The 16,119-nt window shown below is 61.0% G+C and carries 13 protein-coding genes and 1 pseudogene; 10 read left to right on the top strand and 4 right to left on the bottom strand.

Features of this window, described 5'->3' with window-relative positions:
* The first annotated feature begins 35 nt into the window (after positions 1-35).
* The 8 genes and pseudogenes from EYW45_RS15200 to EYW45_RS15165 all read left to right on the top strand — a co-directional run bounded on the left by EYW45_RS15200 (position 36) and on the right by EYW45_RS15165 (position 11,281).
* Complete coding sequence (locus tag EYW45_RS15200) at positions 36-1,082, top strand: SURF1 family protein (RefSeq protein ID WP_161136293.1); 1,047 nt, start codon at positions 36-38, stop codon at positions 1,080-1,082.
* A 12-nt stretch (positions 1,083-1,094) separates the two neighbouring features.
* Complete coding sequence (locus EYW45_RS15195; protein ID WP_161136292.1) at positions 1,095-2,447, top strand: ATP-binding protein; 1,353 nt, start codon at positions 1,095-1,097, stop codon at positions 2,445-2,447.
* Positions 2,440-3,024: a response regulator transcription factor gene (locus tag EYW45_RS15190; RefSeq protein WP_161136291.1), complete on the top strand. Its 585-nt coding sequence runs from the start codon at positions 2,440-2,442 to the stop codon at positions 3,022-3,024. Before EYW45_RS15195 ends, EYW45_RS15190 begins: the two co-directional genes overlap by 8 nt.
* A gap of 84 nt (positions 3,025-3,108) precedes the next feature.
* A complete protein-coding gene (locus EYW45_RS15185; RefSeq protein ID WP_161136290.1) occupies positions 3,109-5,625 on the top strand; it encodes a membrane-bound PQQ-dependent dehydrogenase, glucose/quinate/shikimate family in 2,517 nt (838 codons plus the stop codon).
* A 272-nt stretch (positions 5,626-5,897) separates the two neighbouring features.
* Positions 5,898-6,733, top strand: a pseudogene (locus tag EYW45_RS15180) (aldo/keto reductase).
* Between the two features lie 298 nt (positions 6,734-7,031).
* On the top strand, positions 7,032-8,840 hold the full coding sequence (locus EYW45_RS15175) for an ABC transporter ATP-binding protein (RefSeq protein ID WP_161136289.1): 1,809 nt from the start codon (positions 7,032-7,034) through the stop codon (positions 8,838-8,840).
* 469 nt (positions 8,841-9,309) lie between these two features.
* A complete protein-coding gene (locus EYW45_RS15170) occupies positions 9,310-10,215 on the top strand; it encodes an EamA family transporter (protein WP_161136288.1) in 906 nt (301 codons plus the stop codon).
* Between the two features lie 421 nt (positions 10,216-10,636).
* A complete protein-coding gene (locus tag EYW45_RS15165; protein WP_161136287.1) occupies positions 10,637-11,281 on the top strand; it encodes a LysE family translocator in 645 nt (214 codons plus the stop codon).
* Positions 11,282-11,579: 298 nt separating this feature from the next.
* Here the strand turns inward: EYW45_RS15165 and tam are convergent, their stop codons facing one another.
* Both tam and EYW45_RS15155 read right to left on the bottom strand, forming a co-directional pair.
* Positions 11,580-12,350, bottom strand: a complete 771-nt coding sequence (gene tam, locus EYW45_RS15160; protein WP_161136286.1) for a trans-aconitate 2-methyltransferase — start codon at positions 12,348-12,350, stop codon at positions 11,580-11,582.
* A 33-nt stretch (positions 12,351-12,383) separates the two neighbouring features.
* Positions 12,384-13,745, bottom strand: coding sequence for an MATE family efflux transporter (locus EYW45_RS15155; RefSeq protein ID WP_161136285.1), 1,362 nt, complete (start codon positions 13,743-13,745; stop codon positions 12,384-12,386).
* 192 nt (positions 13,746-13,937) lie between these two features.
* Here EYW45_RS15155 and EYW45_RS15150 point away from each other — a divergent pair, with 192 nt between their 5' ends.
* Positions 13,938-14,393, top strand: a complete 456-nt coding sequence (locus EYW45_RS15150) for a MarR family winged helix-turn-helix transcriptional regulator (RefSeq protein WP_161136284.1) — start codon at positions 13,938-13,940, stop codon at positions 14,391-14,393.
* A 92-nt stretch (positions 14,394-14,485) separates the two neighbouring features.
* On the opposite strand, the gene EYW45_RS15145 is transcribed toward EYW45_RS15150, so the two are convergent.
* Positions 14,486-15,127 (bottom strand): glutathione S-transferase family protein, encoded by a 642-nt coding sequence (locus EYW45_RS15145; RefSeq protein ID WP_161136283.1) that lies wholly within the window; start codon positions 15,125-15,127, stop codon positions 14,486-14,488.
* On the bottom strand, positions 15,127-15,723 hold the full coding sequence (locus EYW45_RS15140) for a biotin transporter BioY (protein WP_161136282.1): 597 nt from the start codon (positions 15,721-15,723) through the stop codon (positions 15,127-15,129). The genes EYW45_RS15145 and EYW45_RS15140 overlap by 1 nt, the downstream gene beginning before the upstream one ends.
* A 53-nt stretch (positions 15,724-15,776) precedes the next feature.
* Here EYW45_RS15140 and EYW45_RS24545 point away from each other — a divergent pair.
* Positions 15,777-16,119, top strand: a 343-nt coding sequence (locus EYW45_RS24545) for a hypothetical protein (RefSeq protein ID WP_235939088.1), incomplete at its 3' end; no start/stop codon positions are given.

The raw sequence follows: 16,119 nt of genomic DNA, 5'->3' as shown, positions 1-16,119 counted from the left end.
TCCCGGCCCGTTGTCACGTCCAGGTGCCCAGAAACATGACCGCCCCTACCCCATCGCAGCCCCCCCGCGGCAATCGGCCCGCCACAACGAATGCCGGCGATCCGCTCGAACGCGGCCCCCGTTCCCGCTTCACGCTCGCCATACTCGCCGTGCTCGCATTGGCCGCCTTCGCCGGCTTCGTTTCGCTGGGCACGTGGCAGGTTGAACGCCGGGCCTGGAAGCTCGACCTGATCGAACGCGTCAACGCACGCGTTGCGGCCCCTGCTGTACCGGCGCCTGCCGCCGCGCAATGGCCGAGCATCAATGCCGACGACAACGCGTACCAACATGTGGACGTGACCGGAACGTTTCAGCACGATCGCGAGACGCTGGTTCAGGCCGTCACGGATCTGGGCAGTGGCTTCTGGGTACTGACGCCGTTGCAACGCACCGACGGCACCACCGTGCTGATCAATCGCGGCTTCGTCCCGTCGGATAAGCGCGATCCCGCCAGCCGCAGCGATACCGCCCCGAGCGGGACCACGACCGTCACGGGGTTGCTGCGGGTAACTGAGCCCGGCGGCGGCTTCCTGCGCAAGAACGATCCTGCTGCCGACAAGTGGTACTCACGCGATGTGGCAGCCATCGCGCAGGCACGCGGCCTGACCCAAACGGCCCCCTACTTCATCGATGCCGATGCCGCACCCCGGCAAGGCGGCGCGGGATTTGGACGCCAACTGGCGCCGGCGGGCCGCAATTCCCCCTTTGGCCGATCGTCCGAGGGCACCACCGACTCGGCCACCGATCCCGCGTCATCCGCTCCGGTCGCTGTCCCGCCCAGCGCCCCCGCCGGGGCATCCAGGCCCCCTGCCGGATTCGCCGCCGGCGCCGCGCTGGCACCTGCGGCAGCCGCCCAGGAACCGGCCTGGCCTGTGGGTGGACTGACCGTCATCTCCTTTCCCAACAGCCATCTCGTCTATGCCATCACCTGGTATGGACTGGCCTTGATGGTCGCCTTGGCGACGTGGTATGTGGCCCGAACCGAACGGCGCCTGCGCCGCCGCCACGCTCAATCCCAGGTTCAGACTACACTTCGCTCTTAGGAGAAAGTGAAGATGCCAAGCCCCGTAGAGGCCGCTGCCCTCGGGGCGGGCCTTTCCCACGCCGCGGCGCATGCCGCCCCCAAGGACGCGACCGGCCGCAAGAACATGCAGCAGTTGATTCAACTGCGCTGGATTGCCGTGCTCGGCCAGATCGCGACCATCTTCCTGGTGCACTTCGGCTTTGGCATTCGCCTTCCCCTGCACTACATGCTGATGGTGCTCGGCGGCCTGGTCATCTGCAATATTGCCGGCCTGCTGCGCCTGCGCGTGCGGCGCGAAGTCTCCAACGGTGAGCTCTTCGTGGCCCTCCTGGTAGATGTGGGCACCCTTACGCTTCAGCTCTACCTGAGCGGCGGCGCCACCAATCCCTTCGTTTTTCTCTTCCTGCTGCAAGTCACGCTGGGTGCCGTGCTCCTCAAGCCCTGGTCGACGTGCATCATCGTCCTGGTCACTGTCGCGTGCTTCGCGGCCCTGGCGCTGTTCGCCGTACCGCTACCGTTGCCGCTCGATCACGACGAGGGACTGAGCAGCCCCTACATCCAGGGCATGCTGATCTGCTTCGCGCTGAACGCCGCGCTGTTGGTGATTTTCATTACCCGCATTACGCGCAACCTGCGCGCACGCGACACCCGACTGGCCGCTCTGCGGCAACGCGCGGCCGAAGAAGAACATATCGTGCGCATGGGCCTGTTGGCCTCCGGTGCCGCGCACGAACTCGGCACGCCTTTGGCTACGCTGGCCGTGATCCTGGGCGACTGGCGGCGCATGGCGCCCTTCACCGACGATCCGGAACTGCTGCAGGAAGTCGAGGAAATGCAGATTCAGATCCTGCGTTGCAAATCCATCGTGACCGGTATTTTGCTGGCCTCTGGCGAAGCACGCGGCGAGGCGCCCGTGGCCACCACCGTCAACACGTTCATCGACGATCTCGTGGCGGATTGGCGCGCCACGCGCGCCGTCAGCCGATTCGCCTACCGCAATTATTTCGGCGAAGACCTGCGCATCGTGTCGGATTCGGCGCTCAAGCAAATGATTCACAACGTCCTGGATAATGCACTTGAGGCTTCCCCGCATTGGGTGGGCCTGGAGGTCACGCACGAGGACGACGACACGCTGCAGCTCACGGTGACCGATGCCGGCCCCGGATTCGAAGCGCAGATGCTGGAGCGTCTGGGCAAACCCTATCAATCGAGCAAGGGACGCCCCGGCGGCGGGCTGGGACTGTTCCTCGTCTTCAACGTCGCACGCACATTGGGCGGCAGTGTCAGGGCAGAAAATCGGCCTGAAGGCGGGGCGATGGTCACGCTGACCTTGCCGTTGGCCGCGATCGAGCTCGAAGAAGAAGAGAAAGATGTCGATGAATGAAGCCCCCACCGATCTGTACGAATCGAGTGCGGAAAACTTGGAAGACGAACGGATTCTGCTGATCGTGGAAGATGACGCCGCGTTCGCGCGCACGCTTGCGCGCTCGTTTGAGCGACGCGGCTACACCGTGCTGCACGCCACCAGCCTCGAGAACACGGCCGAACTGCTGCAAGGCGAGCAAACGCCGGGTTATGCGGTCGTCGATCTGAAACTCAAGGGTGACGCTTCGGGGCTCGCCTGTGTGCAACTGCTGCATGCGCACGACGATCAAATGTTGATCGTCGTCCTGACCGGCTTCGCCAGCATTGCGACCGCCGTCGAAGCGATCAAGTTGGGTGCCTGTCATTATCTGGCCAAGCCCTCCAATACCGACGACATCGAAGCCGCATTCGATCGCGCCACGGGCGACGTCGAAGTCGAGCTGACCGAACGCACCACCTCCATCAAGACGTTGGAGTGGGAGAAAATCCACGAAACGCTGGCGGCCACGGGCTTCAATATTTCCGAAACGGCCCGCCGTTTGGGCATGCATCGCCGTACCCTCGCGCGCAAACTGGGCAAACAACAAGTCAAATGAAAATGCCCGCGCAGGCAGACTGACAATCAGGACAACGACAGCCTACCTATGCCAAGATAGATTTTTTAGGCGAGGGGTTGGAACATGCTGGCGCGCATATCAGGTGTGGTGCTGCTTATTCTGGGTGTGGTGATTCTCGGTCTCGGGATTCAGCTGGCCACCGAAGAAGGCAGTCTTTTTTACTTGTTCATGGCCGCCGGCCTGCTGTTGTCGGGTTACCTGATCACCCGGCGCAGGCGCTCGGGTCTGGCGGTCTATGCGGTGCTGCTGTTGGCCACGCTAGTGTGGTCGCTGTGGGAAATCGGCCTCGATAAATGGCAGTTCATTCCCCGCGGCGCATTGCTGGCCGTGCTGGGGTTGTGGCTTACCCTGCCATTCGTTGCACGTCGTACGCGTGACGCACGCAAATCCACCGAAGCCAGCCCGCTGTGGCGCGGCAGCCATGGCCTGCTTGCCGCCACGATGGCGCTCCTCATCGTCTTCACCATCGGCATCAGCTTCTACGATCCGTTCCCGCAAAAAGGTGAGTTACCGCCTGCACAGGTTGCGACCGCCGCGCCCGCTGTGCCCGGCACGCCGGCACCGCCCGCCGATGACTGGGTGGCCTACGGGGGCAATAATCTCGGTCAACGTTACTCTGCCTTGAAGGACATCGATCTCAACAGCGTCAAGAAACTGAAGCTGGCCTGGGAATACCACACGGGCGACACTCGCGATCCCAAGGTCGATGCCAAGGAATACACGTTCGAAGCCACGCCGTTGAAGGTCAACGGCATGCTCTACCTCTGCACCCCGCACAACCGCATCGTGGCCCTCGACCCGGCCACTGGCAAGGAACGCTGGCGCTTCGACCCCGTGGTGCCTGCCGACGCCATGCTGCAACATCAAACCTGCCGCGGCGTGTCGTATCACGATGACCAGGCTACGGCATCCGCTGGCCATGCCGCGGCTGCACCGGTCGCGACGCGTGCTGATGCGTTGGCAACGCCGGCCACCGCCACGTCCGCAATGACTGCTCCGGCAGCACCTTCAGCTTCTGTGGTCAACACCGCCGCGTCAGCCGACTGCAGCCGCCGCATCATCGCCGCCACCACCGATGCGCGTTTGTTCGCGCTGGACGCCAACACCGGCAAGCTGTGCGAAGGTTTCGGCGACAAGGGCTACATCAATCTGCTCGAGGGCATGCCCAACATCAAGAAGTCGAGCTACATGCAGACCTCGCCACCCACCGTCACGCGCGACCTCGCCATCGTGGGCGGCTCCATCATCGACAACGCGTACGTCGACAATCCCTCCGGCGTCACGCGTGCCTACGACGTGCGCACCGGCCAGATCGTCTGGAAATTCGACGCCGCCAAGCCCAACGAGAACAAGCCTTTGGCTCCCGGTGAAACCTACGTTGCCAATTCGCCGACGAGCTGGACCATCTTCGCAGCCGACGAGGCCCTGGGCCTGGTGTACGTTCCGCTGGGCAACAAATCGCCCGATCAGTTGGGCGTGAACCGCACCCCCGAAGACGAAATCTATACCGATACGATTGTCGCGCTGGACCTCGCCACCGGTGCACCCCGCTGGCACTTTCAAACCTCCCACCACGATCTGTGGGATCGCGACAATCCTTCCCAGCCGTCACTGCTCGACCTGACGGTCGGCGGCGCGCAAGTGCCCGCAATGGTGTTGCCCACCAAGGGCGGCAACCTGTTCGTGCTCGATCGCCGCACCGGCAAGCCCGTGCTGCCGGTCGAAGAAGTCAACGTGTCCACCATCACGGATATCCCTGGCGAGAAACCGTCGCCCACGCAGCCCGTGTCGTCCGTGAACTTCATTCCGCCGGTATTGAAGGAATCGGATATGTGGGGCACCACCCCCATCGATCAGTTGATGTGTCGCATCACCTTCAAGCAACATCGCTATGACGGCAACCCCTGGACGCCGCCCACGATTGCCGGCTCGCTGGTCTACCCCGGCAACATCGGCGTGTTCAACTGGGGCAGCGTGGCGGTCGACCCCGTGCGCCAGGTGATGATCGGCATGCCGGTGCGCTTGTCCTACCTGTACAACTTCGTCGAACGGCCCGATTACAAGGACAATCCGGATACCCGGATGGTAACGAAGCCCGATACCCCCAAGTTCAACGAAAACTTCGGTGCACGTTTCGCCGTCAACATTCAGAACTTCCGGTCCAAGCTTGGGTTGCCTTGCCAGGCGCCGCCCTGGGGCACGATGGCTGCCGTCGACCTGAACACGGGCAAAACCGTATGGACGCGCCGCAACGGCACGGTCAAAGATCAGAACACCTCATTCCTGCCCTTCCCGTTCCCGATTCCCCTGCCGATGGGCATCGTCAGCCACGGCGGCATGCTGATGACCGCAGGAGGGGTGTCGTTTGCCGGTGCCACGCTCGACAACTATCTGCGAGCATATAACGTCAGCACGGGCGAAGAAGTCTGGAAGGCTCGGTTACCGGCCGGTGGCCAGGCCACGCCCATGACTTACCGCGGCGCCAATGGGAAGCAGTATGTGGTGATTGCCGCCGGCGGGCACGGTTCGATCGGCACCACGCCGGGCGATTCGGTATTGGCCTACACGCTGGAAGACTGAACGTTATATCCAGGTCGTTAGCGATTCACACCGCGTCGCCGATGACCTACAGTGCGTGATCGATGATCTGAAGGAAAGACGGGCACCGCGGTGCCCGTCTGCGTTCAAGCCGGTAGCGGATCGCGCGCCAGGCTTTGCGTAGGGCTCGAGCCAGAACCGACGCAGGCAGACTATTTGCGGGCAAACACACGCTCAGCGACCGGTCGTCCACGTTGCAAGCCCGTATGCCGGGCGGCCGCTCCGCTCTCACTACTTTTCAATGAAGGCCATACATGTCGAAAGCTCCCCTGCTTACCCTGAACGACGGCGTCGAAATTCCACAAATCGGATTGGGGGTGTGGCAACTCTCTGACGATGAAGCGTACGCCTCATCCAAAGCGGCACTGGCCGCCGGCTACCGTCACATCGACACCGCCATGATCTACGGCAACGAAGCCGGTGTGGGCCGCGCCGTGGCCGACAGTGAATTGCCGCGTGAAGAGATCTTCATCACCACCAAACTCTGGAACGCCGACCAAGGTTACGACAGCACCTGCGTGCGTTCGATGCCAGCATGAAAAAGCTGGGGCTGGAAAAACTCGATCTCTATCTCATTCACTGGCCAGTCCCCAAGAAGGATGCATACGTCGACACGTGGCGCGCCTTTGTGAAACTGCGTGAAGAGGGACGGATTCGCTCCATCGGTGTCTCAAACTTCAACGTTCCGCATCTGGAACGCATCATCGACGCCACCGGTGTGGTGCCATCGGTCAATCAGATCGAGATCCACCCCGACTTTCCGCAAAGCGACGTGGGCGAATGGTGCCGGGGCCAGGGCATCGCCACAGAGTCGTGGAGCCCGCTGGGCCAGGGCGGCGAATTGCTCAAGCAACCCATCATCAAGCAGATCGCAGACGCGCACGGCAAAACGCCGGCGCACGTCATTCTGCGCTGGCACCTGCAAAGCCGCCACATCGTGATTCCACGCTCGAAGAACGCGGCGCGAATCGCCGCCAACATCGATGTGTTTACGTTTGAACTTACGCCAGCGGAGATGAAGGCACTGGCCACGATTCCCGCGACTGGCCGCCTGGGCCCCGATCCCGACAAGATGGATATGGGTGCCTGAGTGCCATCCAGGGGCGTGAAAACGCCCTGGTGCTGCCGACTCGCGGCAGCCGCGCAGCAGTGAGCCCGGCATCGCGGTAGTCCCGCTGGGCTGTACTTTGGTGGTCCGTCATATCCAGCCGCTCGGCGTCGTATATCATACGCAGGCAGTTCCCGGCGCAGCCCGCTGCCTTTAGCGGCATCCTCACCAGTGTCACCCCTCGTGCGATCAGGGGTCGACCGGTCGCCTGCCCTCTCCTTCACGTCCACTTACTTCACGTCCGATAAGCCGGCTGCATCGATGCAGCCGCACGCAGTCCATGGCACGCAATAAACTCGACTTTCGCGGTCAAGCGTTCAAGAACGTTCTTGGCTTTACCTTCCGGCATTGGCGCCATCAGCCTTGGCGTATCGGCCTCATTCTGCTGCTCGCATTGCTCTCGGCGGCTGCAGACGTGATGACGCCCCTGTTCGCCGGCCGACTGGTCGACGCCGTCGCTTCGGGTGCCGCCTCCGAGGCGATCGTCTGGCATGCCGCACTCACCGCCTTCTGGACGTTGGCTGCCCTGGGCCTTGGCGCCACGATCATGCGCCAGTTCATCTTTTTGAACCTGACCAGCATGACGCTGAAAATGATGAGCGAAATCGCCGCCGGTGCGTTTCACCGCGTGCAACGGTTCTCGTCCGATTGGCACGCCAATAGCTTTGCAGGCTCCACCGTACGCAAGATCACCCGCGGCATGTGGTCGCTCGATTTGCTGAACGACACCTTGCTCATCGCCCTGTTTCCCTCCGTGGTCATGCTGGGCGGTGCCACAGTGCTGCTGGGATTGCACTGGCCGCTCATGGGTGCGGTCGTAGGCGTGGGCTCGGTGATCTACATCGCTGTCACCGTCATGCTGTCGCTGGGTTATGTGGCACCCGCGGCGCGCCTGGGCAATGCATGGGACACGCGCATGGGTGGATCACTGGCCGATGCGGTCAGCTGCAACCCGGTCGTCAAAGCTTTCGGTGCCGAGACGCGTGAAGAATCGCGCCTGGCATGGGTCATCAACAAATGGAGCCGCCGTACCCGCCGCACCTGGATCCGCGGCACCATCAACGGTGGCGTGCAAGGCGCCATGCTGGTGATCATGCAGGTCGCCATCCTCGGCGTGGCACTGCTCCTGTGGGTGCGCGGCGAAGCCACGGTGGGCGACATCACGTTCGCGCTCACGATGTTCTTCGTGCTGCAAGGCTATCTTCGCGACGTGGGTCAGCACATCCGCAACCTGCAACGCTCGGTCAACGACATGGAAGAACTGGTCGCGCTGGAACGTCAACCGCTGGGCGTGGCTGACGTGCCAAACGCGCCTCGCATCGCCATTGCCCATGGCGAGATCGCCTTCGCCCATGTCGACTTCAAGTATGGCGCGCACGCCACGCCGCTCTATAACGATTTCTCGGTGCGCATTGCCGCCGGCGAGCGCGTCGGGTTGGTCGGGCATTCGGGCTCCGGCAAGACCACATTCATCAAACTGATTCAGCGCTTGTACGACGTCGATCAGGGGGTCATCACGATCGATGGTCAGAACATCGCTGCCGTACAGCAAGCCTCGCTGCGCAGCCAGATCGCCATCGTGCAGCAAGAACCCGTCCTCTTTCACCGCACTCTGGCTGAGAACATCGCCTATGCCCGCCCGGGCGCAAGCCGCGCACAGATTGAACAGGCAGCACGCCTGGCCAGCGCCCATGACTTCATCATGAACCTGCCACGGGGCTACGAAACGCTGGTGGGTGAACGCGGCGTCAAGCTGTCGGGTGGCGAACGCCAACGCGTCGCCATTGCCCGCGCGTTCCTCGCCGATGCGCCCATCCTGATCTTCGACGAAGCCACCTCGAGCCTGGATAGCGAAAGCGAAGCCCTGATCCAGGAGGCCATGGAACGACTGATGAAGGGACGCACCACGCTTGTCATCGCGCATCGCTTGTCCACCGTGCGCGAACTCGATCGCCTGCTCGTATTCGAACGTGGCCGCATCGTCGAAGAGGGCAGCCACACGGTCTTGGTGGGCAAGGCGAACGGCATCTACCGGCGTCAGTTCGAACGTCAGGCGATGGATCTGGCGCAAGGCATGGAGATGGCGTGATCGCTTCAGTTCACGCCGGATGCGCGCAGCGCGTGGCCTTGCAGGGTTATGCTTGCAACGCCCTTCCTTGCGCACGTCCTTATTTCGGTCTTGTGCCCGGTGAAACGACACGTCCAGTGCCTCGGCCCGCGTCGAATGACTTCTTATTCTGTTTCCCAACTCTGTCACGCCTGTCTGCGTCCCGCTTGCTTGAGCGGTTCCGCATGTCTTCGGCGTCTCGAAGGTCTGCGGTATTTTTGATGTCTGCGGTATTTCTGATGTTTGCTGCCGGCCCGACGTCTGCTGTATTCCAAATGTCCACGCAATCGCGGATGTCTGTGATCGCGGATGTCTACGGTATCTCTGATGTCTGCGGGACCTCGGATGTCTGATTTGCCCTGTCTGCAATGCGTGTCACGCTTGCGGATTGCGTCGCGTTCTTCCGCGTTGCCATCCGATTGCTGTTCGCCCAATCGCGAGGAAAATAGCCGTGCGTAAATCGGCGAACGCCTCAGTTGCCGCCGTCGCCACGCTCGCGGGCGTGTGCGCCAATATTTTGATGGGTGCGTCGTCCTTGTACTGGCGCGAGCTCGGCGACCTGGGCCCCGCCGCCATCGTTTGCTACCGCGTCTTACTCTCCTTGCCCACACTGCTGATTGCCATGGCAGCCTACGGCCAACTCTCGCGTTTACGCAGCAAGATCGACCTCAAGGTGCTCGGCATACACCTCGCTGCCGCCGGCCTCATCGTCATCAACTGGACCACGTTTATCTGGTCGGCGATTCATGGTCATGTGGTTGAAAGCGGCCTGGGCTACCTGATCGCTCCCTGCGTGGCGATCGGCGTGGGCGTCGGCTTCTTTGGCGACAAACTCGACCGCGTGCGTGCCGCTGCCCTCGCCATTATTGCGGGCGCCGTCGTCTTGCTCATCGTCCGCAGCGGCGAACTCAACCACGGCGTTTATCTCGCGATCGGCGGCAGTTGGGGCATCTATGCATGCCTGAAAAAGCTCACGCGGCTGGATGCGCTGAGCGGACTGCTGGTCGAGACGGTGTTTCTGTCAATCGGCTGCATCGTGCTGTTGATGGTGTCGCCCGTTACGCTCCTCATCCCCGAAAACTTCGCCTATCACTCATGGGTCATGTTGATTCTCGCCGGCGTGGCATCGGTGTTTCCGCTGGTGCTGTTTGCCTACGCTGCCGGAAAATTGTCGCTCTCCGTGATGGGCCTGCTGCAATTCGTGCTGCCCACCACGCAGTTTGCGATTGCACTATTGGTGTATCGGCAAGACGTCTCGCACAATTCGGTGATCGCCTTCGGGCTGATCTGGCTGGCCTTGTTTTCGATCGTGGCGCGACCATTCTTTCGCGGCAAAACGCACCCTCAGGCTCGTTGAGGTGCCGTCGAACAGAATGACGGGGATATCGTCGCAACCGTAACGTTGCGGCGCACCCTCGGACAGGAGGCCATCGGCAAACGTGTTTGGAAAGTCGACATCTCACCTAATCGATCGAAAGCCTCTTCTTATCGCGCGATCTACCGACGTGCCCAACCACCTAGGCCACCCTTCTCTCATATACTGGCGAAGGCAGGCACCCGTCATAGACTGGAAATTCAGGTGTCCTTTTCGAATTGGAAATGCAGGCTTCCATTTTGAACCCGTAAACGCCCGGGCGCATGCTGTACTGCGACACCCAGGCACTTGTTCTGATTGAGAGCCGGCCAAGCTTCATTCACCCTGAGTCGCTTGGCGGATGCACGGCCCCGTTACCCCGCATCGCCAAAACGCCCTTCGTCCGACTTTCAACGACTCGATCATGACCGACCTGATCACGCTCTCTCCTAACCTTATTCTGGCCTACACCGCTTACGTCATCGGCACGGCAAGCCCTGGCCCCAGCAACATGGCCATCATGAGCGTGGCGATGAACGCGGGTCGCGCATCTGCCCTGACGCTTGCCGCCGGCGTGATCGTGGGCTCGCTTACCTGGGGATGGCTGGCCGCCTTCGGCCTGGCGACGGTGCTGGCAACCTGGTCTCAAGCGCTGATCGTGCTTAAAGTGGTCGGCGGGCTATACCTGCTGTGGCTCGGCTTCAAGGCTGCGCGCTCGGCGCTCCGGAAAGGTGATCTGTCACCGCAAAACGGCGCGCTCGCACAAAGCAGTCGCGCGGCCCTGTTCACCCGCGGCGCGGCCATGCATCTCACCAATCCCAAAGCCATCTTCGTGTGGCTCTCGATCGTGTCCATGGCCTTGCCGGCCGGTGCCGCGCCGGGCCAGGCCCTGCCGATCGTCATCGGTTGCAACCTGCTAGGGCTCTGCGTCTTCGGGGGCTACGCCATCCTGTTCTCCACGCCGCTTGCGCGACGCATCTACCGCGCCATCAGGCGCGGCTTCGAGGGCACCGTCGCCGTGTTCTTCAGCTATGCCGGATTGAAGATGTTGTTTTCGAAGTTATCGTGAACCAATACTTGTCACAGCAACCGATGTACGGCTGCATCTGACTCAGGGCTGCAACCGATATACGGCTGCATGTGATTTAGGGCTGCAAACGATTTAGTGCGGCATTTGATTTGAGCAGCATCTGACTCAGGCAGCATCTGACTCAGGCAGCGTCTGAATTAGGCAGCGTCTGATTCAGGCAGCATTTGTTTTAGGCGGCGTCTGGTTGGCGGCCACATCTGGATCGTTTTGTGACTGCCCGGTTAGGGACAAACATCGTCGCACGTGCAGTCAAGCTAGCCAGCGCACCTGACACACGTCATCGAGTCGCCACGTAAAACAACCGCGGAAACGGCAGGATGACGGTGCCGTCTGGGAGTGCGGGATAAGCGTGCGCGATCAAGGCTTCATATCGATTGAGAAAAGCCGCACGTTCCGCGTCGTTCAACGGCGCGAGAAACGGTCGCAGTGCCGACCCTTTAAACCATTCCACGACTGCGGCCGCCCCACCCTTCAACGGATGGTGATAAACGGTGCGCCACACATTGACGTCCGCGCCTCGATCGGTAAGAAGCTGGTAGTACCACGCCGCGCTGCGGCGGCTTTCGCGGGACTGGGAGGCGTTCGTGAGCTTGTGCGCCCACGCCGAGTCGGACGCTACATCGCGCATCAGACGATGCGCCGGCTCATCCAGATTATCCGGTGTTTGCACGGCAAGACTTCCACCGGGCGCCAGCTTGTCCAACAGCATCGGCAACAGCGCGGCGTGATCCGGCACCCATTGAAGCGCCGCATTGGCGAGGATGACGTCGTACCCGCCGCCACTGCGCCAAGCGGCAATGTCGTCCACCTCGAAGGTCACCTGCGGCAGCCGCTTGCGCGCTGCGTCGATCATGTCCGACGAGCTGTCCATCCCGACGATCTGCGCCTGCGGATACTGCTGCTGAAGCAGCTCTGTGGAGTTACCGGGGCCGCAGCCGATATCGGCCGCGGTGGCAACACGCGTATTGGGCACCTGCGCAAGCAAGTCCCGAATCGGACGATTCCGTTCGTCCTCGAATTTGCTGTACTGCTTGGCAGACCAGTTCATTCAGCGACTCCTCGATCCACAGTTTGGCACCTATTATCGCGTCGAGGGGCTTACGACGACATGATCTGAACGATGTTGATGCGTGAACCACGTCCCTGACGCGATCGCCCACAGCACGATGAGACCGTACAAGCACGTTGCCACGGCAGCAATGGCGAAGAACGCCACAAGCGAGTTCGACAGCGCCAACACCGCGCCACCCAGCCCAACGGCAACAATCAACCGCACGAAGCCGGCAAGCAACGGCCACTTCAAACGCCCCGCACCTTGCGAGGCAAAATACATCGCAAATCCCATCGCAAAAAAACCATAGAACGGGCCGACGATATGCAGATAGGTCGCGCCAGTATCGAGCATGCTTTCATCCGCACCAAACAGTCGTAACCATGCATACGGCCAAAGGGCTGCCGCGATGCCCAACGCTTCGCCGATCACGAAAGCCATCCCCCCGCCAACGAGCGCAATGCGGCGGGCCCGATCGAACTGCCCGGCGCCGATGTTGGACCCCACCATGGCAACCATTGGCGCACCCAGACCAAATGCGATCGGCATCAGCAAATATTCAAGCCGCACGGCGGTGCCATAACCCGCCAATGCCGCTGTCCCGAGATACCGACCCACTAATGCTGTGGTCAGAGCGATCGACGCATTGGTCAATATAGGATTGATCGCAGCCAACGCACCCACCTGCAAGATGCTGCGCATCGACGTCCAGCGAATCCGACTGCGAACGAGGCGCGCCGGATTTCGTCCGGACCAGCAATACCAACCCAGTATCAACGTGCCGATGCCGTAGTACGTGATCAGCGCCAGCCCGCCGCCGATGACGCCCAGCGCGGGAAATGGCCCCCATCCGAAAATCAGACAAGGCGACAGCGGAATCAATATCAGTGCGCCGCCGCAGATCACAGCGCCGGGCACCGCCATGTTGCCCGTACCCCGAATCACGCTCGCGAAAGCATTCATCAGCCACAGCAATACCACGCCGCCAAACACCACATTCGAGTACGTCAAGGCAGCAGTCAACGCGGCACCCTCAACACCAAGCGCGCGATAGATCGCAGGTCCGAGACTGAGCAGCACCACGGAAAAGAATATGCCCAGCGCCGCATTGATCACCACGGCATGCAGCACCAGCGTATTGGCATCCGCTTGCCGGCCCCCGCCCAAGGTGCGCGCGATCGCCGATGAAATGCCGCCGCCCATCGCACCCTGAGACATGTTCTGCATCAACATCAGTATCGGCACCACCACGGCAACGCCAGCCAGCACGTCAGTACCGAGTTTGGCCAGGAACCACGTCTCAATTAGTCCCGTCGAGGCCTGTGCCAGCATCATCAGCACGTTGGGCCATCCCAGCTTCAGCAGTGTCGTCGCAATCGGTGCCTGCAGCATTGCGCGTAGCCGCGGATGCATCGGTGCAATCTGTTCTGAGGGTATCGATCCAGGCGATGGCATATCAATGCGACTCCGCGCAGGCATATGTATTTGCATATGCACGTATGTGAGCGGTCAATCTAATTGCATATGCACTTACCTGTCAAGGCAAGGTAGACTGAACACGGCGATAACCAAGAGGCGCTGCTGATGCCCCCTTCCACCGTAAAAGATCCGCTCGTATGCAACGGTGCTGCGCTCCGCAAGGCAACGCGACGCATCACACAGCTCTATGACACCGTACTCGCACCCTGCGGGTTGCGCTCGTCGCAACGCTCGATTCTCGTTCACATCGATCGCGCCGGCCAACCTACCATGACGGAACTGGCGTACGCCCTTGTGCTCGATCGCTCAGCCTTGGCTCACAACATCAAGCCGCTCGAACGCGACGGCTATCTGGTACAGCTGCGTGACGCTCACGACGGCCGCAGCCGCAGGCTGGCGCTGACCCAATCAGGCGAAGCGAAACTCGCGGAGGCGAACCGTCTTTGGCGCACGGCGCAAGATCGATTCGAACGGGTATATGGTGCTGAACGCGCTGCGGCACTCAGACAATCACTCGCCGTTATTTTTTCGGACGAATTCGAATCGGCGTTCACTCAATAAGCGAGCGATCGTCGAGAACATGCGGTGGTGTATGGCGACAATTGCGTGTTCCCATGTCCCCTTATCCATCGCCAATCGAGACGCGTAGGCAATCAGGTCAGCATAGGCACGAGATCCGGATCGCCCTTTTTCATTGCGCGCTGATAACCTTCGCGATCACCAATACGCTTCAGATAAGCAAGGATATTGGGATAAGGATGCAAATCAAGCGGCATGAAAATCCGCATGGTCGTGAGCGAAAACACCGTCATGATGTCCGCTGCAGTAAACCGCTGGCCTGCCAGATATGTTGCGCTGCCCAGCCGCGATTCCACCATGCTCAACGCCCGCGACAAGCGTTCACGCGTACTCAACAGCACCGCATCATCAACGGGCAGGTCGAGTCGGCGCAATAGCATGTTGCGCCCCATAACCGCCTGCAAATTGGCATTGGCGAAATGAAACCAATACAGATATGCCGCAAAATCGGGATCTGACGTATCCAATGCCAAACGTCCAGCGCCATACTTATCGATGATGTATTGCACGATGGCACCCGACTCCGCCAGCATCGTACCGTCGTCGATGATAACGGGCGCTGCACCCAATGGATGTAGGGCCTTCAAGGCCGGTGGGGAAAGCATCGTGACCGGATCGCGCACGTGCTTGACCATCGTGTAAGGCACGCCCAGCTCTTCGCACAGCCACAGAATACGTTCTGATTGGGATCTACCCAGATGATGAATGGTAATCATCAGGCCACCGCCACTTTATTGGAACGCGTTGCCGACAACGCGACGAGCACCAAAGCACCCACAAGCGACTTGATCAAGCCACCCACCAAAAATGGCATTACGCCATTCAGCCAGGCCTTCTCGAAGCCGATCGTATAGGCAAGCCACGCGCCACCCACAAACAGGCACAGTGCCGTGCCCAGCAGCATCGCTCCAAACGCGCGTGCAATGCGCGCACCACCCCACCCATTGGCTGCCAACCATCCTAATGTGGCTGCCGCGAGCGGAAATGCGAAGAGATAGCCTGCCGTGGGCCCAGTGAACTTCGCGAGACCTGAACCGCCATTGGCGAGCACTGGAAGACCCAGCGCGCCTGCCGCGAGCCATAACACGACAGTCAACGCGCCCAATCGCCAGCCATACAGCGCGCCGATCAACGTGACCACCAAGGTCTGCAACGTGATCGGAACAGGCACCATTGGAATCGTCAGGTAGGAAGATAGCGTCAACAGCAGCACGCCAATAATGACGGCTGCCGCTTTCACGCTTAGCGAGCGATGATGAAGATAGAGGGGTGCGCCAGCGTTGGCATGGATGTTCAAAGAAGAATGGTGCACAGCGTCTCTCAAGCGAGGTCGGCTGTCGTCTCCAGCCGATGCAGGGTTTGATAATGGCTTTGCATGATAACGCGCTGCAACCGGCTCACATACGTCCCGAGCGCTTGCCGCTCTCTTCTTGCTTCCCGATGGTCATCGCCGACTGGCGCCTCGGCTGGGCTTCAAGCTGCCACTGCGTATTGATCGCGCTGCAAGTTGCCGCTGCACCTCGGCTGGGCTGCCGGTTGCCGATTGCCGCTGCATTTGTGTGGCGCAATGCAAGCCTCGCTTTATGCCGCTGCATTGACGTCGCGCAATGGCAAAACCCCGCTGGATTGCTCCAGCGGGGTTTTGGGAATAAAAGCCTGACGATGACCTACTTTCACAGACGTCCGTCCACTATCATCGGCGCAAAGG

The organism is Schauerella aestuarii (genome assembly GCF_009866805.1).
GTDB lineage: Bacteria > Pseudomonadota > Gammaproteobacteria > Burkholderiales > Burkholderiaceae_B > Schauerella > Schauerella aestuarii.
This window is presented reverse-complemented; position numbering and strand designations above follow the sequence as displayed.

Bases quoted from the DNA above. Each gene is read 5' to 3' on its own strand.
- EYW45_RS15185 (WP_161136290.1), top strand. From the start codon at position 3,109: ATGCTGGCGCGCATATCAGGTGTGGTGCTGCTTATTCTGGGTGTGGTG.
- EYW45_RS15165 (WP_161136287.1), top strand. From the start codon at position 10,637: ATGACCGACCTGATCACGCTCTCTCCTAACCTTATTCTGGCCTACACC.
- EYW45_RS15155 (WP_161136285.1), bottom strand. From the start codon at position 13,745: ATGCTGCAGGCACCGATTGCGACGACACTGCTGAAGCTGGGATGGCCC.
- EYW45_RS15190 (WP_161136291.1), top strand. From the start codon at position 2,440: ATGAATGAAGCCCCCACCGATCTGTACGAATCGAGTGCGGAAAACTTG.
- EYW45_RS15200 (WP_161136293.1), top strand. From the start codon at position 36: ATGACCGCCCCTACCCCATCGCAGCCCCCCCGCGGCAATCGGCCCGCC.
- EYW45_RS15145 (WP_161136283.1), bottom strand. From the start codon at position 15,127: ATGATTACCATTCATCATCTGGGTAGATCCCAATCAGAACGTATTCTG.
- EYW45_RS15150 (WP_161136284.1), top strand. From the start codon at position 13,938: ATGCCCCCTTCCACCGTAAAAGATCCGCTCGTATGCAACGGTGCTGCG.
- tam (WP_161136286.1), bottom strand. From the start codon at position 12,350: ATGAACTGGTCTGCCAAGCAGTACAGCAAATTCGAGGACGAACGGAAT.
- EYW45_RS15175 (WP_161136289.1), top strand. From the start codon at position 7,032: ATGGCACGCAATAAACTCGACTTTCGCGGTCAAGCGTTCAAGAACGTT.
- EYW45_RS15195 (WP_161136292.1), top strand. From the start codon at position 1,095: ATGCCAAGCCCCGTAGAGGCCGCTGCCCTCGGGGCGGGCCTTTCCCAC.